The sequence below is a fragment of the Methylophaga sp. UBA3613 genome, assembly GCF_002375415.1.
Taxonomy (GTDB): domain Bacteria; phylum Pseudomonadota; class Gammaproteobacteria; order Nitrosococcales; family Methylophagaceae; genus Methylophaga.
In genome coordinates this window covers 70,113-92,276 of sequence record NZ_DFLS01000012.1, presented here as the reverse complement: position 1 = coordinate 92,276, position 22,164 = coordinate 70,113, and the positions used below count along the sequence as shown (strand labels likewise).

Annotated in this window: 22 protein-coding genes; 15 read left to right on the top strand and 7 right to left on the bottom strand. The window is 42.0% G+C overall.

Translation table 11 applies throughout. The annotated features are described in order from the left end of the window. The first annotated feature begins 7 nt into the window (after positions 1-7). The 4 genes from B3S93_RS14010 to B3S93_RS13995 all read left to right on the top strand — a co-directional run bounded on the left by B3S93_RS14010 (position 8) and on the right by B3S93_RS13995 (position 7,211). The gene (locus B3S93_RS14010; protein WP_292398381.1) at positions 8-895 is read left to right on the top strand and encodes a hypothetical protein; all 888 of its coding nucleotides are present in this window, start codon (positions 8-10) and stop codon (positions 893-895) included. Between the two features lie 388 nt (positions 896-1,283). After that, on the top strand, positions 1,284-1,703 hold the full coding sequence (locus B3S93_RS14005) for an endonuclease domain-containing protein (protein WP_292398378.1): 420 nt from the start codon (positions 1,284-1,286) through the stop codon (positions 1,701-1,703). Positions 1,704-3,857: 2,154 nt separating this feature from the next. Further along, a complete protein-coding gene (locus B3S93_RS14000) occupies positions 3,858-5,186 on the top strand; it encodes a replication initiation protein (protein WP_292398375.1) in 1,329 nt (442 codons plus the stop codon). A 51-nt stretch (positions 5,187-5,237) separates the two neighbouring features. Beyond that, positions 5,238-7,211 (top strand): AAA family ATPase, encoded by a 1,974-nt coding sequence (locus B3S93_RS13995; protein WP_292398372.1) that lies wholly within the window; start codon positions 5,238-5,240, stop codon positions 7,209-7,211. Positions 7,212-7,282: 71 nt separating this feature from the next. Here the strand turns inward: B3S93_RS13995 and B3S93_RS13990 are convergent, their stop codons facing one another. Both B3S93_RS13990 and B3S93_RS13985 read right to left on the bottom strand, forming a co-directional pair. Then, positions 7,283-7,567 carry a hypothetical protein gene (locus tag B3S93_RS13990; protein WP_292398369.1) on the bottom strand — a complete coding sequence of 95 codons (285 nt, stop codon included), beginning with the start codon at positions 7,565-7,567 and terminating at the stop codon, positions 7,283-7,285. 101 nt (positions 7,568-7,668) lie between these two features. Continuing rightward, positions 7,669-7,920, bottom strand: a complete 252-nt coding sequence (locus tag B3S93_RS13985; RefSeq protein WP_292398366.1) for a nicotinamide mononucleotide transporter — start codon at positions 7,918-7,920, stop codon at positions 7,669-7,671. A gap of 27 nt (positions 7,921-7,947) precedes the next feature. On the opposite strand from B3S93_RS13985, the gene B3S93_RS13980 reads away from it, so the two are divergent. Continuing rightward, on the top strand, positions 7,948-8,139 hold the full coding sequence (locus tag B3S93_RS13980; RefSeq protein WP_292398363.1) for a hypothetical protein: 192 nt from the start codon (positions 7,948-7,950) through the stop codon (positions 8,137-8,139). Here B3S93_RS13980 and B3S93_RS13975 read toward each other — a convergent pair. The 3 genes from B3S93_RS13975 to B3S93_RS13965 all read right to left on the bottom strand — a co-directional run bounded on the left by B3S93_RS13975 (position 8,132) and on the right by B3S93_RS13965 (position 9,819). Further along, a complete protein-coding gene (locus B3S93_RS13975; protein ID WP_292398361.1) occupies positions 8,132-8,329 on the bottom strand; it encodes a hypothetical protein in 198 nt (65 codons plus the stop codon). The two genes, B3S93_RS13980 and B3S93_RS13975, sit on opposite strands and share 8 nt — an antisense overlap. Before the next feature lie 571 nt (positions 8,330-8,900). Then, positions 8,901-9,323 carry a hypothetical protein gene (locus B3S93_RS13970; RefSeq protein ID WP_292398358.1) on the bottom strand — a complete coding sequence of 141 codons (423 nt, stop codon included), beginning with the start codon at positions 9,321-9,323 and terminating at the stop codon, positions 8,901-8,903. A 217-nt stretch (positions 9,324-9,540) separates the two neighbouring features. Beyond that, on the bottom strand, positions 9,541-9,819 hold the full coding sequence (locus B3S93_RS13965) for a hypothetical protein (protein WP_292398356.1): 279 nt from the start codon (positions 9,817-9,819) through the stop codon (positions 9,541-9,543). A 163-nt stretch (positions 9,820-9,982) separates the two neighbouring features. Between B3S93_RS13965 and B3S93_RS13960 the strand changes: the two genes are divergently transcribed. Next, positions 9,983-10,153, top strand: a complete 171-nt coding sequence (locus tag B3S93_RS13960) for a hypothetical protein (protein WP_292398353.1) — start codon at positions 9,983-9,985, stop codon at positions 10,151-10,153. 49 nt (positions 10,154-10,202) lie between these two features. Here B3S93_RS13960 and B3S93_RS13955 read toward each other — a convergent pair whose 3' ends face one another. Both B3S93_RS13955 and B3S93_RS13950 read right to left on the bottom strand, forming a co-directional pair. Further along, complete coding sequence (locus B3S93_RS13955; RefSeq protein WP_292398351.1) at positions 10,203-10,520, bottom strand: hypothetical protein; 318 nt, start codon at positions 10,518-10,520, stop codon at positions 10,203-10,205. A 437-nt stretch (positions 10,521-10,957) separates the two neighbouring features. Next, positions 10,958-11,230, bottom strand: a complete 273-nt coding sequence (locus B3S93_RS13950) for a hypothetical protein (RefSeq protein ID WP_292398348.1) — start codon at positions 11,228-11,230, stop codon at positions 10,958-10,960. Between the two features lie 152 nt (positions 11,231-11,382). Here B3S93_RS13950 and B3S93_RS13945 point away from each other — a divergent pair, with 152 nt between their 5' ends. From B3S93_RS13945 to B3S93_RS13905, 9 genes are all read left to right on the top strand, one after another. After that, complete coding sequence (locus B3S93_RS13945) at positions 11,383-11,751, top strand: hypothetical protein (protein ID WP_292398346.1); 369 nt, start codon at positions 11,383-11,385, stop codon at positions 11,749-11,751. Positions 11,752-11,874: 123 nt separating this feature from the next. Further along, positions 11,875-12,090: a hypothetical protein gene (locus B3S93_RS13940; protein ID WP_292398343.1), complete on the top strand. Its 216-nt coding sequence runs from the start codon at positions 11,875-11,877 to the stop codon at positions 12,088-12,090. Positions 12,091-12,746: 656 nt separating this feature from the next. Beyond that, positions 12,747-13,091 carry a hypothetical protein gene (locus B3S93_RS13935; RefSeq protein ID WP_292398341.1) on the top strand — a complete coding sequence of 115 codons (345 nt, stop codon included), beginning with the start codon at positions 12,747-12,749 and terminating at the stop codon, positions 13,089-13,091. Positions 13,092-13,155: 64 nt separating this feature from the next. Beyond that, positions 13,156-14,454 carry a TolC family protein gene (locus B3S93_RS13930; protein WP_289245101.1) on the top strand — a complete coding sequence of 433 codons (1,299 nt, stop codon included), beginning with the start codon at positions 13,156-13,158 and terminating at the stop codon, positions 14,452-14,454. 23 nt (positions 14,455-14,477) lie between these two features. Next, positions 14,478-15,581 carry an efflux RND transporter periplasmic adaptor subunit gene (locus B3S93_RS13925; RefSeq protein WP_289245102.1) on the top strand — a complete coding sequence of 368 codons (1,104 nt, stop codon included), beginning with the start codon at positions 14,478-14,480 and terminating at the stop codon, positions 15,579-15,581. Positions 15,582-15,595: 14 nt separating this feature from the next. Further along, positions 15,596-18,709, top strand: coding sequence for an efflux RND transporter permease subunit (locus tag B3S93_RS13920; protein ID WP_292398338.1), 3,114 nt, complete (start codon positions 15,596-15,598; stop codon positions 18,707-18,709). Between the two features lie 73 nt (positions 18,710-18,782). After that, positions 18,783-19,673, top strand: a complete 891-nt coding sequence (locus B3S93_RS13915) for a cation diffusion facilitator family transporter (protein ID WP_289245107.1) — start codon at positions 18,783-18,785, stop codon at positions 19,671-19,673. Between the two features lie 35 nt (positions 19,674-19,708). Continuing rightward, positions 19,709-20,095: a diacylglycerol kinase gene (locus B3S93_RS13910; protein ID WP_289245108.1), complete on the top strand. Its 387-nt coding sequence runs from the start codon at positions 19,709-19,711 to the stop codon at positions 20,093-20,095. Further along, on the top strand, positions 20,062-22,089 hold the full coding sequence (locus tag B3S93_RS13905) for an LTA synthase family protein (RefSeq protein ID WP_292398334.1): 2,028 nt from the start codon (positions 20,062-20,064) through the stop codon (positions 22,087-22,089). Before B3S93_RS13910 ends, B3S93_RS13905 begins: the two co-directional genes overlap by 34 nt. Positions 22,090-22,164 lie beyond the last annotated feature (75 nt).

Sequence of the window (22,164 nt, the reverse complement as noted above, 5' to 3'; positions counted from 1 at the left end):
AGGTTTTATGACGACGCTCACTCTTGCTTTTACTAACCAAACGCTGGCCACTGCTGGTATTAAACTTCGCCTGTCTCATAAAGGCTTGGCTGCTGTCAGTAAGGTAGCTATGTTTGCTAAAGCATTAGAGTTTTGCCAAAAGAACACTCAGGCACGTGATGATGTGATTAGTATTCTGGCTCATTACAAAGATCAGCCTGAAATGGTTTTTGTCGAACAATCACCCAAGGGACAACCGATGCTCGATGCACCTCCTGCTCATAACAATATGGATTCACCACCACCAAGACAGCAACGGTCAGTAGCTCAATCAAAACCCGTCCAGCAATCCACTGTTAATCAGTCAGCACCGGCCAGAACAGTAGCACATCCCAATGCACCAGAAGCAGAACACCAACAACCTGCTGGTGGACAACAACCGGACTCTGAAAAACGCAATTTTGTCGGTCATCACGTCTATGGCAAACAATCAGCACTCTATTTTGCCTATGATGAAACCCGTGGCGGGGACGCAACGATTGCCGTTGATGGTGCCATGTCAGTGGCCACTCGACAGTACAATTGGAATCAAAAGTTACGCATTCAGATCACTCGAAGTGATTTACCCAGTGTTGCCGCGGTGATGTTTGGTTTGTTGCCGAAAGTAGAACTTTCCAACTACGGAGCAGACAATACCAAACGTCTACTGATTGAAAATCAGAATAAAAACTACTTTGTAAATATGTCTGCCAAAGACCATCATCAAATCGCCGTGCCTATCTCAGCCAGTGATGTTTATGAAATTCGCGCCTTATTTCTCGCACAACTAATGAAGAATCGACCTGAGATTGGTGTAGAAGGTGTTTTAACCAACCTGAAATGCCATGCCGCCATGCTCAAACAGGGCGTTCAGTAATACACGATAATCAAGGTGGGAGACTTTAAAACTTGAACTTGAAAAGCAATGTCAAATCGCTGATAAAGGCAAGAAATATGGGGTTGATTCTTCATCAACTCATTATCTTGGGCCTTTTGCAATCGAAACCACATTACATAGGGCAATTGGCTACTATTCTTGAGAGTAATCACGCTACCGTGAGAAGAATGGTTATGAGACTAAATAATACTGACTGGACAGAGCAAGTTTACGATAAGGCTCCGACTGGTTATCAATCTAGGCCATTCTCAGCTTTGATTAAGTTAATTGATGAAGGTCTGAACAGGTTAAAGTCTCTCTCATAATCAACCTTGCGTGAATAGTGATCGATGAGACTCTGAAAGTATTTATTGAACAGTGACAATAGATGACTATCAGACTAACCGAGAAAGATGCTTTACGTTTAGGGCTGCTAAATAAAAGCGGTACAAAACAAACTAAGAAGCTACCTGCCGGCATTGGTAAAAAGCGATCAAAGACAAAATCGCCTCAAAGAGTACTTTTTGAGTGCTGCCAGGTGTACTGGCCAGAATGTGTCTGGGAATTAGAGGGTGCGATACCTGGTAGGAAATTTCAGATAGATATCGCCTTTCCTACTCATAAACTCGCAATCGAACTGGATGGCCACACGGCTCATTCACATAAGGATAAATTCCAACGGGATCGTGAACGTCAAAACTTGCTCACTTTGAATGGCTGGCGGATATTACGCTTTACAGCAAAAGATGCAAGACTTACGGAATCACTGGGTATAATTCAGCAGTGCTTAGATAATAAAGCGACTTAATCAAGGTGGAAAATATGTATTTGATCAATGATCATGAAAATATGATTTTCGATAGCGAGGACGACCGGTGTTTACTTATCAAGGCAATGGGACCTGACGGTAGAATCCACGCATTCATACAATGTCTCGATGTCGGTAATATTCATAATCGGCTAAAAACTCCACATACTAAGAATTATTGGGGTTTTTTTAATTCAGATGATCCAGAGAAGTCTATCTTGGAAATTATGCATCGCGGTACAAAGTGGCCAGATTTACCATGAGAATAGTATTTTATCGTTTCCCTTAATCTTGAACGATATAGGTGATGTAGATAGAGTACATCCATGGATAACCAGGGGTTGATAAGGTTTAGCTTTTTTTATCTAAAGTTATTGATGTTGAATGTGAGTTATGGAAAACAAGGACATTCATAATATTCTTTTAAGATAACAATACAACAAGATCTATTAAGGATATTTACTGAGCCCATATTTTCATTTACATCAATAACTTACTGAGCATAAGGTCGTAGCTTTTACGTAGCATATCCACATAGGTCGTACCTTTTACGTGTATAAGTTGAATAAGGTCGTAGGATTTACGAGTTGTTTATTTGTGTGAGTCGTAGGTTTTACGAGTGCACCCTCCTCGCTTGTGGATATCTTTTTACACCCGACTAAAAACTGTTAAATATCTATGACATACATGTACTGAAGATAACAGTCTCATATATTCCGTAAGAAATAAATAAATCATTTCACTATAACCGGCTTTAGCCAATATCCGGTTATCGCTTCAATTCCTCTAAATGCTTCTGTAGAGTTCCACGATGTCTGCCAATTATATGAATAGATCTTCCGTAGAAAGGGGCTACTGATCTGTGAAGGTCGTAACTATTACGTGTGGGTTTTTCAAAATGTTTATAGGTTCTCAAAATGCTTAGGTCGTAGCTTTTTTTGTGGTTTAATACTGAAGGTCGTGTTTTAACGATCAGCTGTTAACTCACATATAACAGGGCCTTGTAAGATTAGGTCGTAACTTTTACGAGTATCTGTGATCCCCTATAAACAGTGAATTGTGGAGGTACTTTAGGTCGTAGGTTTTACGAGTAACTATAATCCCCTATAAACAGTGAATTGTGGAGGTGCTTTAGGTCGTAACTTTTACGAGTATCTGTATTCCCCTGCAAACAGTGAGCTGAGGGGATGCTTTAGGTCGTAGATTTTACGAGTACTGCGTGAAGGTCGTAACTTTTACGAGTATTTCTGATCCCCTATAAACAGTGAATTGTGGAGGTACTTTAGGTTGTAGGTTTTACGAGTACTGCGTGAAGGTCGTAACTTTTACGAGTATCTGTATTCCCTGCAAACAGTGAATTGTGGAGGTACTTTAGGTCGTAGGTTTTACGAGTACTGCGTGAAGGTCGTAACTTTTACGAGTATCTGTATTCCCCTGCAAACAGTGAATTGTGGAGGTACTTTAGGTCGTAGGTTTTACGAGTACTGCGTGAAGGTCGTAACTTTTACGAGTATCTGTAAGCCCCTGCAAACAGTGAATTGTGGAGGTACTTTAGGTCGTAGGAATTACGAGTATTACGTGAAGGTCATAAGTTTTACGAGTATCTGTAAGCCCCTATAAACAGTAAGTTGTGGGAATGCTTTAGGTCGTAGGATTTACGAGTATTACGTGAAGGTCGTAAGTTTTACGAGTATTTGTAAGCCCCTTTAAACAGTGAGCTGGAGGGATGCTTTAGGTCGTAGGATTTACAAACTACTTTAGATCCCTTAAACAGAGATTGTATTTATATTTAAGGTCGTAGGTTTAACGAGTTAAGAGTTGACTGGTTTTCTAATTTGTTTGCGAGCTGTTAGGTCGTCACTTTTACGTTGCTTGAGATTCTCTTATGTCTTTAATTCTGGAAGTGGAATCTACCTATTATTTACGACCTAGCTACCTCTAGGTCGTAGCATTTACGGTGAATATTGATTGATTTCTATCTTTATTTTGTTCAATGCTATGTTTCACGGCGGTAATTTTGAAAGGGTATTCTATAAGAGTATATTGATATATCAATCAATGACATAATACAGAAAGGTCGTAGTTCTTACGTTTTTAATGTACGCTCCACTAATATATATATAAGGTCGTAGCTTTTACGGGATTGAGTTTGTAATGAGTAATAAAGAGGATAATGACTTGCTCGGAGATCAACTTGATCAGGAGTATTCTGGGGAGCAATCCACTAATTCAGAAAAGGCAGACGCCCTTGAGGGTGAGTTAGTTATCAATGGATTAACAGTAGAAGAAGAGCGTGAGTTTCGAGTAATTAACCGTTCTTTCTCATTGGCGGAATATTCAAACTCGTTTACAAAAATACAGTGGCTTCTATTTATTGAAATATATGAAACTGTAAAACAGTTTTACCTCGATAGAGATGATCAATATGTAGAGTCGTTTTCAATGGAAAGTATCATCATACGTGTTCCAGTGAACAAGATTGACAGCAAGCTATTTGATCCTAGCAATCGAAGTAAACAGCTCAGAGATGCAGCTGAAGGTCTTATGGATATGCGAGTGAGGAACTATATTGGCCCAAATAAGCAGGGGCAAATGGGGTTTGATTTTATCTCAATGTTTCCTCGAATCACCTACAATCCAACTGATGATAAAGACCACATTATCGTTAAAGTACAAAGTGAAATCTACGAAGAAATGGTTCCAATACAGAGCTATGCTCAGCTAGATTTAAAACTATTAGAGGCACTAACTACAGGGAATGCACAGCGGCTCTATGCTATCTTTAAGTCTTATGCTTTCAAGCCAAAATTTACCATTTCATTCGAGTCATTACGACGTCAAATGGGCTTCTTTGAAAGCAATACATACCCACAATGGAAATACTTTAATAGCCAGGTTCTCAAACCGGCAGTTGAACAGATAAACAAGCATAAGAAATATGATATTGCAGTGACATATGAGAAGCCTCGCGGTAAGGATGAGGTTGTTTTCAAAATAACGAATTTTTCCAAGCAGAGAAACCGATATGCTGAAGTCCTTAGTCTTAATGAAGTCATTGATGCAAAGACACGCATACCTAATCGCCTTCAACGAAGGTATCTTCAAACGACACTAAAAAATTGTTCAAAAAACGTAACGATTACCAATTTAGAAGAGTTAATGTCATGGATAATTTCTGACATAATTTCTATGCAGCGAAAAGTTGGATTGAAGTTTGATTTTAAGCATGCTGTGAACAGTATTAGTAAACAGATCCTTAATAGAATTTACACTGAGCCATTTTCTCACCAACATCTATTAGAAACGTCAGGTAATGCAAATTCTATTAAGGTTGCCCTGGCTGACGAATTTATACAGCGAGAAATTTCACGTTTGGAGAAGAAAGGTCTTTATGACGAGATTAGACTCAGATTTACAGACCAGGAGTTGATAGCAAATCGTTATCAATATCTTGTTGATCAATTTAACGAAGATGATTCGTAGAAATGTATTTTCCTTATCAAGATACCCAGTTTATATGACAAATGAGTATTCATGATAAATAGGTTATTTTTACCTATAAGCAATGAAACCTTAGAGTTGGTTTTAACTGAGTCGATTACTTATGATGGCGATGAGCTTGATTTATCAGTAACCAAAAGCAATACATTTCAGAGCCTAACTGTTCAAGAGTTGGCTTCTTTGTATCTTATCAATCAATTACCCTCACTGAATAAACTTAATAATCTCAGCCTTGAAAAGATACTTCACGAAATTATCAATTTGGGCCACCAACAGGAAAGCCAGCCTAAGAATAAGTTCGTTGATGAGATAAAGGATCGTTTTTCAACAGCAGCAATTCGGAAAGGCCGTGATTTTGCTAAGGCCAACGATATATATCTACTTCCAGAGATAGATGTGAGAAATGCAAAATATCTCAAAGCTGATGGAAGTTGGGATTATGAATTTAAGGCCAACTACAAACATCCGGATATACAAGAAAAGGTAATTATTGCATTACCAACTGGACAGCAACGGGAAATGTTCAGTAATCAACATAGAATATTCAGACAGATTGAGCGCAGCCTTTCTGATGAGCATATTGATGTTCATGGATATGCTGGGACCGGAAAAACACATATGCTCTCGGCTATCTCAGAAATTCTGGTCAGTAGAAATAAATATAATGCTAAGAGGATTTTAGTATTAACCAATTCTACAGTTCAGCTTCAAGCGCTTAGAGCCGTAGTTCATCCTTCGGTTAAGATAATGACCTTTGGCCAATTTGCGTCACTCTTAATGTCCAAAGATTTTTCTCAAAATAATGTTCAGTTGATTCGGACATCATTGGATAATGAGGCAAATCCCATTAATGCTATCGCAGCAGAATTTAATCTAAGATCGGTCTCAACTTATAATCCCAATCGAGTTAGCAGTATTATATTTCAAATGGTAGCTAGGTTTTGCTGGTCCCGGAATACTGAAATTACAGAAGATTTTATACCAAAGTGGGTTGTTGGCCTTGGTTCGGAAGATAAGTCCTATTTAATTTCTCACTCTGCTTTGCTCTGGGAGTTTGTAACTAACCCTCCCCCTAACTTTCCAGTGAAACTGCCTATTCGGGATTATCATGTTATCAAATATGCCTCACTGCATAGATTCAAAATACCTACATATTTTTCACAACTGATAGTTGATGAGAGTCATGATTTAAGTGAAGCAATGTTAGAGATTATCGAGCGAAGCAGCCAAGGCTATGTCGGGCTTGGTGACCATTTTCAAGCAGTCAATTCGTATAGTGCAAAACGAACATCTCCCGCAATTGAGAGGCAAATGACTACATCTATCAGGACACCAGGAAAGCTTGGCGATATTGTTAACTTTTCTCTCGAACTACATTCCTTGCCAGTAAAGGATGAATTCATTGCCAACCGTGACCGTTCAAGTGAAATTCAATATTATGATCGTCCTGATGTTCCTGCAAAGCCTACAGCTATATGGGTGGATGATTTATGGGAGTTATTCGAGTGGGTGGAAAGGATTTCGGCCCTCAATCTACCATATAGGGTACTTGGCAGTGAATCACAGTTAGATCAGTTTGCACGTGCGTGTATTCGACTCTATCGCGAGAAAAAGCCTGTGCGGGTGATAGGGTTAAGTAACTACCCGGATTGGTATTCTGTTATGAGTCAGAATTCAAGACATCGTTCAGTGGTTCACCTCAACAAGTTATTTGAAAAAGGCTATAAAACCGAACATTGGGAGACGACGAAATCGTTACAGTCTCAGTCAGCTCAATATGTGATTGGATTATTTCAAAATGCACGAAATCATGAATTTGATAGCGTCATGTTGGCACCTGCAATTATCCAACAGTTGTATGATGTGAAAAGATCTATGTCTATTCAAAACAAAGAGAACAAGGCCGCTCGTTCGTCATTAGCATCAAGACTTTATTTAGGTATTACTCGAAGTAGACATACGCTAATCTTGCCCCAGTCATTTGAGGAGTTCATGCACTTCTTATAATTCTGTGCTGCATTAAAAGTCAAAAAAAGCCCTCTATAGAACAGAGGGCTTAGTTATTGAGCTTCACTTACTTAATGTCTTTGTTGGATTTTGATGAGTGCTGCCTGCTTCACTTGTTCAGCAAAACTATTGGCCACAGTTGCATCGAGAAAATTCTCAAGCCACATTTCAGTGCCATCTTCGAGAACCCAGTAGGTACCATAGAATGAAGGAGATTCAGAAGCATATATGTGCCCTTCTCGCTCCTCCACACCGGACACATCTATATGACCAGACCAGCCATAAGGGATACTGGCCAATTTCTCTTCAATGGTTACGGTTTGGCCTCTCTCAGTAATAAATTTAGATTGAGTCATGATGATCTCCATTTACTAATCGAAAGGTCAAACCCCCGTAAGGGATTGTTACCCTCCGGGTTAAATAATTCTCAACAGTTGACTGTTGAGACATTGAAGGATTAAACGAAAAACCCGTTATAAATCCCCATCAAGCTGGTAGCCGTAAAACCCACTTGCATCAGCAGCAGTGCGTAATAACGATTACTTAACGAAAACTGGATAAAGAAAAGATTTGAGATTAAAAAGAATACAAATCCAAACTCTGATCCAGGAACCTGCATGGCAACCAAAAAAGCGCCAAGCAGTCCAAAGATTGACCCAGAAAATTCGCACCAGGTCATTTGTTTTGTTAAATTGAGAATTGTTTGCATAAGCTCCCCCTGAAAATGGAAAACTAAATGGCAGAAAAAAAGAAAACTCTGAATGTCATCCACGGCGGACGCGAGGCTTTAGAAGTACAAAAAGCCAATGAAATCTTAAAAGCGTTGTTGGTGGATAAAGACAGAGAAACTGCCTTTCAGATTGCAGAATCGTTAACGCCCAAAGGGGCGTTAACTCTTGCTGCAGATAATCAGCAGAAGCCTAAATAGCGACAAGAACTGGTTTAGAAACGCGACGGCGTTGTTCTTCAGCAATTGCCTCAATTGCAGCTTCAATTGTCTTTTTGCCAGCAGGTGTAGTCATGGTATCTGATAATGAAATCAGATCATGCATGGTATCTTCCAGCTGTTGCTCAGACGAATCCTCAAAGCTTACTTCAAGAACATTGATTTTAGTCATGGTGTTACTCCTCAGATAAAAAAAAGGAGAACACTATGCCCAAAAGGGAAAAAGTATTCCCCTATGGGTGAATTATCTGCTTACAGATAATCAATTCAGTGAAATCATCTGCGTACAAATGAATAGTTGAGCGTCCACTTGGTTTGTTGGACGAGCACTTCATACCTGGCTAATAAAAGACAGGTATAAAAAACAATTAAGATAACTTTATCGATGGGTAAGATCGCTGTCAACGATATACATTGATGCAGTTCACACTCTACCCGAATAATGATTCAACTATGTGTTTGATAGCCTACTGGAATAGGTAAAAGGCACTGGGGCTAGTTGTATAGTTTGCCAATAGTATCGAGAGGATAAATATCGTCAAAGTCGTCGTATCATAGGTGCCAAGTTTTATTTATATCCAAGCACTAGGATAACGATAACGCTACCGAGAATAGAGTATTCCGAAACACTCTATTGAGTGCTTGGGAATACCCTCTCTTTGAGAGAGTATTCAAAGGCTGATGTATCATCAACCTCTCTTATCCCGTTATATCCGGGTAACTCAGCTTACATGTCAAAACTATTAATCCAGAGAACAATTATGTAGAAAATTAAAGTCATCAATTGCTTCTTTCATATCACCAATTCGGATTTGAAATAAAGCGGTATCAATGCTGTTTACGGCATCATGATGTAGGTAATATGGAATTACCGAACTCGTTCTTGCCCAGTAATCGCCAAAGTCTGAGAATAACTCTCGGCCTTCAACGGTTGAACCTCGAAGCAGTGCACTTTCAAGTCGATTAAAATAATCTTTGTCTACCTTGGCCTTATCAACTGCCTTTTCAAGTAACTCTACAGCGTCATGATGTAGTGTTGCTTTAAGGTAATACCGAAGTTTATCCAGTGTTACTTCAAGTGTGAACGGCGTTCTGGCATTTCGTAGCTCCATGGTTGTCATATTATCTGACGCTCTTGGTGCTCCAAACTCTGGTGTATTTTGCATGTTACTCTCCTTTTTAAAGGGAGCAGCCGCCCATAAGGGAGTTACTCCCATATAGGTTTTGGATTCCAAACAGCGCGCTGCTTGGACATTGAGGCCGGTTTTAAATAAGTCCGGCTGACTTATCGAATAGATAGTTTTTGGCTATCTACTGGATATCTATTCCGAAATGTACTATGTGAATACGCTTTGGAATACCCCTGTTGACAGAGGTAATGCTTTACCAGTCGTGCTGGTCCAACTCTGGGATGGCCTCGGCATCTGAATCCAGCTCAATCATCTCAAAGTTATTGTTAAATGCGAACTCAATTACTTTGCAAAGTGAAGGACTGTAATCTCCTGAGAGGTTTCCTGCCAAATCGTTCATATACAGCTTAATAAAGAAGCTGGATTCACGCTCCATCACGATATTGGTTTGAAAGGCTGCAATGCATAATGCACTGGTATCATCCTCTTCAATATGCGATGTGCTTAAAGCGATAACTTGATAGGTTTCCATGTCAAAATGCCTCTTAGTTTAAGAGGGAGCGACACCCCAAGCGGGAAGTCGATCCCCGTTTGGGTTTGGAAAGCCAATGATGTCTTGCTAATGTAGGCAAAAAAGCAGGAAAAGCCGTTTTTAGCCCCTTTCGTGATTGTTGCCCAGTGATATACTCATTTACATGAATAAACCCAACAGACTTCAATTAGTGCATTCAACTAATAAACAATTACTTTCTGATGATCTCATCCGGGCGATTGTGCTGACCAAAGATGAAGCTTTAGCAGAAAGCATCATTAAGAAAATTAAATACCGTGCTTTTTTAAAGCCGGTTAATCAATCTACTCAATAAACAGAAAGTTCATAAATCAACATTCTGCATCAGGTTAAATTCACAATTTCTAACGAATACTTCTGATACATTCCGGCGTATAGGAAAGATGACCTGCTTCTTCTAACGATAAATGCTGTGCAGTAACAACGTTCGCATGTGGACGCCTTGCCATTTCAACCGATTTACCGAAGGTTTCATAACAATGGTCAAAAGCCACCAGCGTTTCACCTGTTAAAAGCAATAATCGAATCCCATTTGGTGCCATGTCCGCGACGTTTTTCTTTGTTTCAGTGTCAACTTTCATTATCGGTGCCCATTCATAGGTGATAATGTCTTTAACATCAATCTCGATATTTTGTTTAAGTTCACCGTTAGATATAGCCAAGCAAACTTTTACTAAACATTTCCGATTCAAAATCTAACTCGGGGAAAAATATCTATTTTAATACATCCCATAATGAAAACTCCATAATATTAGGGATGATCTCAACCCCAGATGGGTGAATATCACCCCTGGGGTTAAATCGCTTAACGTTCTAAGGTTAAGCATCTGTGTTCGGTTTTGATGAGACCGAATACCCTTCAAGATAACAATGATGTGTTATCAGGAAATCTGGCATTCCGAAACACATGGTCAGATGCTTTGGAATACCATCTCAGTGAGAGAGTATTTCGCATTACAGCAAACTGTAATGCTCGTATCCTTATTGAACATTGCCGGCATTTACCAGTGATTCCATAATACGCATTCTCTGCAGTAGCTGTCATTAGTGAATGACATGACTGTGATGTAGTTCTTACTTTGAGTAACACCCGACAGTTTCACTTTTTGCTTTTCATCGCCCTGGATTGCGCTTTCGCCTTCTCATGTTGGAAATAAGTATCAAAAAAGCCTTCCGTCAGCATGAATGCAAATCCAAGCATAGTTGTCTCAATTAAGAATCCCCGGTCAAAGGTGCCAAAACTAACCCATAAAAGGCTCATTGCGTACCATCTGATTCTCTTCATATTGTGAAATAGAAGCACGCCAGCAAATAAGTAATAACCCATGGCATCCAATGGTGGAATCGTCATGTGGTTGATAAATTCAAACATACATCTCTCCTGTTTTAGTACAAGAATGACATAGAAAGTAATCCGCGCAAGCCCTCCTAGAAATGGGCTCTCAGACTGCTTGCGTGGTTCTAGTTCCGTGGTTTGATGGTTTTGTAGTTTTGACACAAATCATTCAACCAGGAGAATACACAATGTCACTTACCATCTTAGAAACAGCAGTTCATCGTGAGCCTATATCCCAGAATCAATATCGCGTATTTTTCCGTGTGCAGCATGGGGAAAGAATCACGACTGTCCGGGCAATAGATGTGTCGATACCATCCTCTCAGTCAGAACCTTATAAGCTGGCGGAATTACTGGCCATCAAATATATCTTGTTGCACAAAACGAATGTAGGAATGAGTCGAACCGGTAAAGAGCTGCAGCTGAATGTCTCTTCTGGTGCTATTCGTAAAACTCAGAAGTTACAGACTACCAATACTGATACGTATCTCAATGGCCGATTTCTTCAAAAACGTTTTGCTGAAGCTGCTATCAAGGTGGCCCGTCGGACTGAGTAGGTTGAAGAATTTAGTGGGAAAGTTGACGACATCACTCCAAATGATTGCTTGGACCTATAAATCAAAACGCATATTGGTGATATTCACCTCACGCGACTTGATGTCGAACGCTTTTGTGAGCGAATGGTCATCAGCTCGATTGACCGTGCCTGGCGTCGGTTTTCTAAATTACTCACCTCATCCAACTGGAAGAAAATAAAGCCCCAGCAGACTCTTCGGAATGGAAAGCCAAACCGGACCACAGAAACCTGGGCGTTAATTCGAGATAATTCGCCGGCAGACGATATCGTCAAAGTTCGTAACCCGCGTGTCAGTCGTTTAGTGACAGTGATTGTATGAACAATAAAATGAAGATGAAAAGATTAATGAATAAAATCATATTATCGCTATTCGCTGGATTGCTCATCTGTATCTAGACACTGGCAGCTCCAGAATCATTTGAACAAGCAAAAGCTGAGCTTCGTGAGCATGTTTATCATGACCAGAATCGTAATGGATCATTAGGAACACTCTATTGTGGCTGTGACTTGGACTGGCGAGGTCGTCCAGGGGGTGCGACGCCAAAGTGTGGGTACCAAGTCAGAAAACAGAAGCTTCGTGATGAACGCAATGAGTTCGAGCACATATTAAGTGGACTTAGCAACATGCTATCTATTCATAATTAGCTGCTTTAGTTGAAAATATGAATACACAACACTTTCTGAATTTCTATAGCTCAAGATCTTTCAGCCAATACATTTCTCTCGCCTTAGTATTAGCGAATTATATAGTGTCTTAGTTTTGTTTATAGATCCGGAGACCCCGAGCATAAGATCTCATACACTATTCAAAATCATCACAAACTTTGTGTTTGTTACATAAAATGTGTTTGTTACATAAAAACAGTGGCAGACTCTCACAGACCCAGCAGAGAACTTTTAATTTTGCTAATCTTTTGGGAACTAAGTTATTATGTTGTTAACTAAGACATCAGAATCCATTAATAAAATTAACGAATGTCAGTAAAATTAATTATCAACATGCTCATCTTTATGATTGTGATGCAATCAGGTATAGTTGCGGCTGACATTCATACATCTGACTCCAAGACACCACAAGAACATCAGCTTGTTCTTGATGATTCCAATGCAATTCAACAAGCGAACAGTGCGTCTTCGCATGATGCACAAAGTACCGGCGATTGTGATTTTTGTCTGCATTGTCAGTGTTCACATTTTATCGCCATCTTTAATATTGATGGAATTAATGTTGCTGCTATTCCAGACAATTATTTCAACCTCCACCCTAGATCGCCAAAACCTGACTTTACAGTCAGTATGTACCGCCCTCCGAGATCTTGAACTGCTGATGTTTTTGCGGACTTAACGTAAGTCCGTTGTTTGCAGTTAAACAGGATCTAATTTCATGAAAATACACTTTGATCGCACTACAAATGTGCGTGCGCCTGCTATCCGTGCATTGCTTTGTTCGATGCTGGTTGCCTTTTCTGTCTCGCCGGTATTAGCCGAGAACGTTCAACAAACGAAAACGTTGAGTTTAAACGAGGCCATGCAACAAACACTGGCGCAACATCCGGCATTACAGGTTTTTCCAATTCGTCAGCAACAACTTGAAGCCCAGAAAAAAACGGCCAATCTCAAACCGGCATATGTTGTTGGTGCTGAGATTGAAAATTTCGCTGGCACCAGGGAACTAAGCGGTATCAAGTCACTTGAAACCACGGTCACTCTCTCCTCTGTCGTTGAACTGGGGGATAAAAGACTGTCCCGTGTTGAACTAGTGGAACAACAAAGCGATGTTGTCCGTGTTGATCGCAAAATAAAAGCGCTGGACTTGCTAGGTCAGGTAACACGACAATTTATTGAAGTGCTCAATAGCCAAGAGCGTGTAAAGCTAGCCGAGACGGGGCTGGAACTGGCACAAACAACATTAACAGAAGTTAATAAACGTGTAGGTGCTGCCGTCGCGGCTGAAGCAGATTTGGGCCGCGCCGAAGCTTCTGTTAATCAGGCTGAACTGATATTGGCTGCCGAAAAACGTCAGCTGGAAGCCAACAAAGTGGTACTCGCTAATTTGTGGGGGAGTTATCAACCTAATTTTGAGACCGCCACAGGCTCATTGTTTGCCTTTAGCGAGGCCATGTCATTTGAAGCCTTATTTAATCAGGCCCAGCAAAATCCGCAACTGGAACGTTTCGCTGCAGAAACGCGGGTTCGTGATGCACAAGTACGTCTTGCCAGAACTCAGCAAGTTGCAGATCTGACCTGGTCAGTTGGGATCAGGCGAGATGAAGGACTGAATGATTCGGCGTTAGTTGCTGGTGTGTCAGTGCCTTTGTTCAGCCGCCAGCGAGCGCAAGGGGATATTGAATCAGCATTGGCCGCGCGTAATGAAGTCAGCTATCGCCGTCAAGATATGCTGTTGCAACTTCATGCTCAGCTTTATCGGGCCTATTCCGGGCGTGAACAAGCAATTGCAAGTATTTCCAAGTTGCAACAACAGATTATCCCCAAACTCACTAAAAGTCTGGAGCAAACGCAAACCGGTTATCAACGGGGACTCTACAGTTATCTGGAATTTCTTACCGTCAGACAAGACCTGCTAGGTGCCAGACGTAGTGTCATTGAGGCTGCAACGGCTGCATTGCTATATCAGACAGAAATCGAACAACTCACCGCCGAACCGCTAACAGCTGCAGAGTAAGCAATATGAATCAGGACAAAACTATGTTTAATAAATCACATTTCGTTTTTTTACCCATGCGCAGCCTACTATCAGTAGCAGCGCTAATATTGCTCATCATGTCACCTGCCATTGCTGAAGATGGTCATGCGCATGAGGCTCCTCAATCAGATCAACAAGCACAAGCCCAGCTAGCAGAATCAAATCAGCAGCATGATCATGAGATAACACATGATAAAGATAACCATGATGAATCGATGCCAAAAGAGGATGAACATGATCATAGCGCTGAATCAAAACCCGAAGAAGAAGGGCATGCTCACGACGCTGAGGATGAAGGTAGTGAGCATGTAGAAATGGATGACGGTATGGCTCAAAAACACGGTGTGGTAACTGCAGAAGTTACAGCCGGACAAATATCGGTCACCTCCAAACTCTACGGTAGAGTGGTTTTATCACCTGATGAGATAAGTCAAGTCAGAGCACGTTTTCCGGGTCAAATCACCCGCGTTTATGTGAATTTTGGTGATTCTGTCAAAAAAGGTCAGCTATTAGCCAGTGTTGAGTCAAACAACAGCTTACAGAGTTATAACTTAACCGCGCCCATCTCAGGTGTCATTACAGCAAAAGATGCCAATACCGGCGAAGTCGCGGCAGATCAAAGTTTGTTTACGATCACGAATACCCAATCACTTTGGGCTGAACTCAAAGTCTTTCCAGGACAGGCCATGAATATAAAACCCGGTCAGAAAGTGCGTCTGTTACATAACAACACATTTTATGAATCGACGATAAAGCAACTGCTGCCAAGCAAAGATGATGCCCCTTATCGGATTGCCCGCGTTGCACTTGATAATCAGCAGCAAGTCTGGTTTCCGGGTTTGCTCGTTGAGGCTGAAGCCATTACCGAGCAAACAGAAGTCAAACTAAGAATTCCTAACAGTGCCATACAACAGTTTGAAGGCGCATCAGTCGCTTTTGTCAAAGTAGGTAATCAATATCAAGTCAGGCCATTACAACTGGGTCTTAATGATGGTCAATTCAGTGAGGTTATATCCGGACTCCGGCAGGGCGATGACATCGTCGCTGAAAATAGCTATCTGATTAAAGCTGATCTGGAAAAAGCCGGCGCAGCTCACGCTCACTGATTTAGGAAACAGACATGATTAATAATATTTTAAGTCTCTCAATCGAGAGACGTGGCCTGATGTTGTCAATGATATTTCTTATCATTGGCCTTGGGATCTGGAGCTTTCAGAAGCTGCCGATTGATGCGGTGCCTGATATCACCAACGTACAGGTGCAGATCAATACCAGAGCACCCGGGTATTCGCCGCTGGAATCTGAACAACGAATCACTTATCCCATCGAGAGAGCGATCGCCGGACTGCCGGATCTTGATTACACCCGATCCATCTCTCGCTATGGATTATCACAAGTCACCGTGATATTTGAAGAAGGCACCGATCTGTATTTTGCGCGTAATCTTATTAATAACCGTTTGGCAGTGATAAAAGGCTCACTGCCACAGGGTATTGAACCGGAGATGGGACCTATCGCGACCGGGCTGGGTGAAATTGTCATGTACACAATTACCGCAGAACCTGATGCCAGGCAACCTGATGGCAGTTCATATGATCCTACCGATTTACGAGTGCTTCAGGACTGGGTCATTCAACCCCGGCTGGAGCGGGTAAAAGGGGTCACAGAAGTCAATGTTAACGGTGGTTATCAAAAGCAATTTCATGTTCAGCCGGATCCGGCGAAATTGCTGAATTTTGGCGTGTCCCTCAGTGATCTGAAACAGGCGCTGATGCAAAACAATGATAATCGGGGCGCCGGTTATATTGAACGTTATGGTCAGCAGATTTTGGTTCGATCGCCAGGACAGCTTAAATCTATTGATGATATTGGTCAGGTGGTAGTGAAAAATATCGATGATCGGCCGGTGCTCGTCAAAGATGTGGCCGACGTTGTGATTGGTAAGCCGCTGCGCAGTGGTGCGGGTACCCGTGATGGTAAAGAGACGGTTGTCGGCACAGTTATGATGTTGTTTGGAGAAAACTCACGTGAAGTTGCTGCGACTGTGACTCGTGAAATGGCGGAGATTCAATCGTCATTACCGGAGGGCGTCATACTGGAAGCGGTATACGATCGCACCACCTTGGTCGATAAAGCCGTTGCCACGGTTGAAAAAAATCTGCTTGAAGGTGCTTTGCTGGTTATCGTTGTGTTGTTTCTGTTGTTAGGCAATATCCGCGCGGCCTTAATCACGGCTGCAGTTATACCACTATCAATGATGGCAACGATTACTGGAATGGTACAGGCAGGTATTTCTGCCAATTTGATGAGTATGGGGGCACTTGATTTTGGCCTGATTGTCGATGGTGCGGTAATTATTGTTGAGAACTCTATCCGAAGATTATCTATGGCACAAAAACAAAACGGTGGAGTGTTGCCTGTTAAAGAACGCTTAAATGTCGTTTATGAGGCCACCAATGAAGTGATACGCCCAAGCTTATTTGGCGTCATGATTATCACGATTGTCTATATCCCATTATTCTCATTGACAGGGGTTGAAGGCAAGATGTTTGAGCCAATGGCTGCCACAGTAGTTATTGCATTACTATCTGCCATGGTCTTTACGCTGACTATCGTGCCGGCTGCCATCGCTATGTTTATGGGGGGGCGAATCACTGAAAAAGAAAGTTTTATCATCAGTGGTGCCAAATGGCTTTACCGGCCAGTGTTGCTGCTCAGCCTCAAATTGCGTTGGCTGCTGATGCTTTTGGCTGTTGTGTTGGTTGCTTTGTCTGTCAACATGGCCAGCAAAATGGGCTCGGAATTTATTCCGCAACTGAACGAAGGTGATATTGCCTTACATGCACTGCGAACGATCGGTACCAGCCTTGAGCAATCTATCAAAATGCAGGAACAGCTTGAACAGCGGCTCAAAACTTTCCCACAGGTAGATAAGGTGATTGCCAAAATCGGTACACCAGAAGTCGCGACTGATCCGATGCCGCCTAATGTGGCCGATACATTTCTTATACTTAAGCCTAGGAGTGAATGGCCGGATCCGGAATTACCTAAAAGCGAACTACTTGCAGAAATTGAAGCGGCGGTTACCCAATTACCAGGTAACAACTATGAGTTTACCCAACCGATTGAGATGCGCTTTAACGAGTTAATTTCAGGCGTTCGTGCGGATTTGGGTATTAAAGTTTTCGGCGATGATTTGGACTTGATTAAGCAAAATGCAGAGGCGGTTCTGGCTGTGATTCAGGAGATCCCCGGCGCTGCTGATGCCCGGCTGGAACAGGTCGATGATATGCCTATGCTGACCATTGAACCCAAACGTATGGCCATGTCACGTTATGGTCTTAATGTTGATGATTTGCAAAACATGTTATCAACCGCCGTTGGCGGTGGCGAAGTTGGCCTGATCTATGATGGCGATCGGCGCTTTGATCTGGTGGTGCGGTTGCCTGAAGAAATTAGACAAGACATACCCGCCTTGTCAAATCTACCCGTGAGTTTACCTGGTGGTGATTACGTACCTTTGTCTGAAGTCGCAACCATCGAATTAACGGAGGCGCCGAGTCAGATTTCCAGAGAAAACGCCAAACGGCGTGTCGTGGTCACCAGCAATGTCAGAGGCCGGGATCTGGGCTCTTTTGTAGAAGAAGCTCAACAGCGTATTGCTGAGCAAGTGCAATTACCACCCGGTTATTGGATCGAATACGGTGGAACCTATGAACAACTGCAATCAGCCAGTCAACGACTGTCGATTGTGGTACCGGTTACGTTGGTTATCATTATGGGCCTGCTGATTACCTTGTTTGGTTCATTTCGTGATGCAGCGATTATCTTCACTGGTGTGCCATTGGCATTAACTGGTGGGGTGCTGGCGCTCTGGCTGCGAGATATGCCGCTATCTATTTCCGCAGGGGTTGGTTTTATTGCACTCTCGGGTGTTGCGGTGTTAAACGGTCTCGTCATGTTGTCATTCATCAGGGATTACTGGCACCGGCACGGCGATCTGCACAAAGCAATCGTTGATGGTGCAATGACTCGGTTACGGCCAGTATTGATGACGGCTCTGGTAGCAAGTCTCGGTTTTGTGCCGATGGCACTCAATACCGGTACCGGGGCTGAGGTGCAAAGGCCACTGGCAACGGTCGTCATTGGCGGAATTATTTCGTCAACCTTGCTAACACTGGTGGTGTTGCCGGCACTTTACCGGATAGTGCACGGCCGTGGAAAATCAAGATAAAACATGGCGGCCTGTATTGGCCGCCAACCTTTCCTGAGTTTATCAATAAACAAAAACATAAAGGTATATCTCTATGCATACACATCATCAAGAGGATGGTGCTTCTGATAAAAGGATTGCAACGGCTTTTTTTCTAAATGTTAGTTTTACCATCATTGAATTCATCGGTGGCTGGCTGACCAACAGCACAGCAATTATGGCTGATGCTGTTCACGATCTTGGTGACAGTCTGTCTATCGGCAGTGCCTGGTTTTTGAACCGCGCAGGCAATAAATCTGCTAATTCTGTGTTCACCTATGGTTATCGGCGCTTGTCTCTTTTTGGTGCTCTGATAAACGGCTTGGTGTTAATCGCTGGCTCAATATGGGTGTTGAGTGAAGCAATACCACGTTTGGCCGATCCAGTAATGCCGGTTACCGAAGGTATGCTGGCATTGGCCGTATTGGGGGTTACTGTTAATGGGTTTGCGGCTTATCGGCTGAGTAAAGGGACGTCTCTTAATGAAAAAATACTCAACTGGCATTTATTAGAAGATGTATTAGGTTGGCTGGCTGTGTTGATCATTTCCATCATTCTGCAGTTTGCCGACTGGCCGATTTTAGATCCGCTTTTATCCATTGGTTTTACGCTATTCATCTTGTTTAATGTTGTTCGTAATTTGTGGGTGACCGGTAAATTGTTTTTTCAGGCAGTGCCCGATAAAGCGCTGCATGATGAGATCAAAAAAACTCTTGTCAGCATTGAGGGTGTCAATGAGGTACATCATTTACATCTTTGGTCACTTGATGGTGAACACCATGTCCTCACTGCACACCTGACACTTAATAACGATAATGTCTCTTCTGAAAATTACCTGGCTATGAAACAAACGATTGCCGAGTCTTTATCTCAATATGAGCTAGATCACACCACGATAGAGCTTGAGCTGAATCAGGAGCATTGCAGAGATTTTAGTGACCATTAAACAGCATCTCAATAACATTTTACGCAAATAAAAAAATGACAATTATTAATATCCAACCTAAAAAGTTCACTGGTTTCAAACGTATGCTTTGGGCCACTTTTTATTCATACAAAGGGTTGCATTCTGCACTGCGTCACGAAGTTGCTTTTCGTCAGGAATTTATTGCCTTTGTCTTATTATTGCCAGTTGTGTTCTGGATAGACTTTACCGCTATTGAGCGGTTTATATTAATTGCCAGCATGATCGCTGTAATGGTCGTCGAGTTGATCAACTCAGCAATTGAATCGACGCTGGATAGAGTCAGTTTGGAGCATCACTTATTAACCGGTCGGGCCAAAGATTATGGATCACTGGCTGTCTTACTTACCCTTATTATTTCAATCGCAGCATGGACATTATTGCTATGGCACAGATTTTTTTGAATTCAAACGAAAAAGATATATTCACAAAATCACCCTCACTGCTCGGACCTTACCGCATTTTATTTCAGGTTCTGCTTATTGGGCTTCTTATTCTCTCGCTATCAAGATTAGGGCTTGTTGTATGGCAGTGGGATCGGGTATCGGCAGCAATTGATCTGCCATCACTATTCATTCAGGGGCTCAGAGCTGATCTCATTATTATGGGTATGCTTATTGCGCCACTGATGTTGTTGATGCCGCTACTGGTCAATAAATTAACCTGGCAATTATGGCAAAAGTTGGTGTGGTTCTGGAGTTTAATGATCATTGTTTTGATCATTTTTATGGAGTCTGCCACACCGACATTTATTGTTCAGTATGACTTGCGTCCGAACAGACTCTTTGTCGAATACTTACAATATCCAAAAGAAGTTTTCTCAACCTTGTGGGAAGGTTTTCGTCTGCCACTTATTCTCGGGGTTGTTTTCACTATATTAGCCGGCTTGTTCACGAATCGGCTGTTACAGCATTGGTTAAAACAATATCATTTGGACTGGCCGGTTTGGCGTGTTTGGCTGACTTGGCCTCTTATGGTTCTCATCCTAGTAGTCATGATCCGGTCTACTTTATCGCATCGTCCAGCCAATCCGGCAATGTTTGCAATCACTTCGGATGCTATGGTCAATAGCCTAGTCATTAACTCAACCTGGTCAGTGTATTTTGCTATTTACAACATGAAGCATGAAGCAGAAGCCGGAGAAGTCTATGGTACGCTCACTGATGAACAAATTATGCAGGAAATGAGCGAGAATTATCCTTGGCTTGATAATGATCCAAATGCACCCTTTCCAACTATCAATAAGCGTCCTGCGACAGTTGAAAGAGATATACCACTTAACCTGGTTATCATTCTTGAAGAAAGCTTGGGTGCCACTTTCGTCAAGTCTTTGGGTGGGGAGTATTCCGTAACACCAGAACTGGAAAAACTGAAAAATGAGGGTTGGTGGTTTGAACAACTTTATGCAACCGGTACGCGTTCAGTAAGAGGAATTGAAGCCACGATAACGGGTTTTTTGCCCTCGCCCGCAAGAAGCGTAGTAAAACTTTCTTTATCACAACAGAATTTTTTCACTATTGCAGATTTATTGGGTCAACGTGGCTACAAAACTGAATTTATTTATGGCGGGCAATCTCACTTCGATAACATGGCTAACTTCTTTATTGGCAATGGCTTTCAATCTATCATTGACCAAAATGATTACGTTGATCCACTCTTCGTAGGCAGTTGGGGGGTTTCAGATGAAGATCTATTCAATATGGCGCATAAACGGATCGTTCAAGCGAACCTGAGTAATCAACCGTACTTTAGTTTAGTTTTCACCTCCAGCAACCATTCGCCATACGAATTCCCTGATGGAAAGATCGATCTGCATTCGGCCGAGAAACAAACTGATTTGAATGCTGTTAAATATGCAGATTATGCTTTGGGGCAATTCTTTAACACAGCTATGAAAACCGACTATTGGGACAATACACTCTTTTTGGTGATTGCCGATCATGATTTGAATGTTTATGGAAATGCACTTGTGCCGATAGAACGTTTTCAAATCCCAGGACTCATTTTAGGGGCTGATATAAAACCAAAACGTATCAAGACGGTGGCGAGCCAGATTGATATGGCGCCTACTTTACTATCACTGATGGGCATCAGCGCTGAGACACCAATGATAGGCAGAGATTTGAGCCGACCAGCCGAGCAGCAGTCACCCGGCAGGGCAATGATGCAATTTGCCGATTATTTTGCCCTGTTGCAAGGTGAGAAGGTGACCATTTTACGCCCTCAAAAGAAAGCTCTGGCTGGGCAGTATGTTCTCAAAAAGCGTCAACTAGAGCTCAAAGGTCCGGCAAATAGAGAGGATGCTAACGAAGCATTAGCACATGTATTACTACCTTCTTGGCTATACCGTCAGCAACGTTACGATATGCCTGTTGGGCATCCATCAAACAAAAATTAGCATTTCTCATCCTATTATGCAGTTATTGATTGGCCGCATTAAAGATAAGGATTTCTATGTTATTAATGTTTTTAT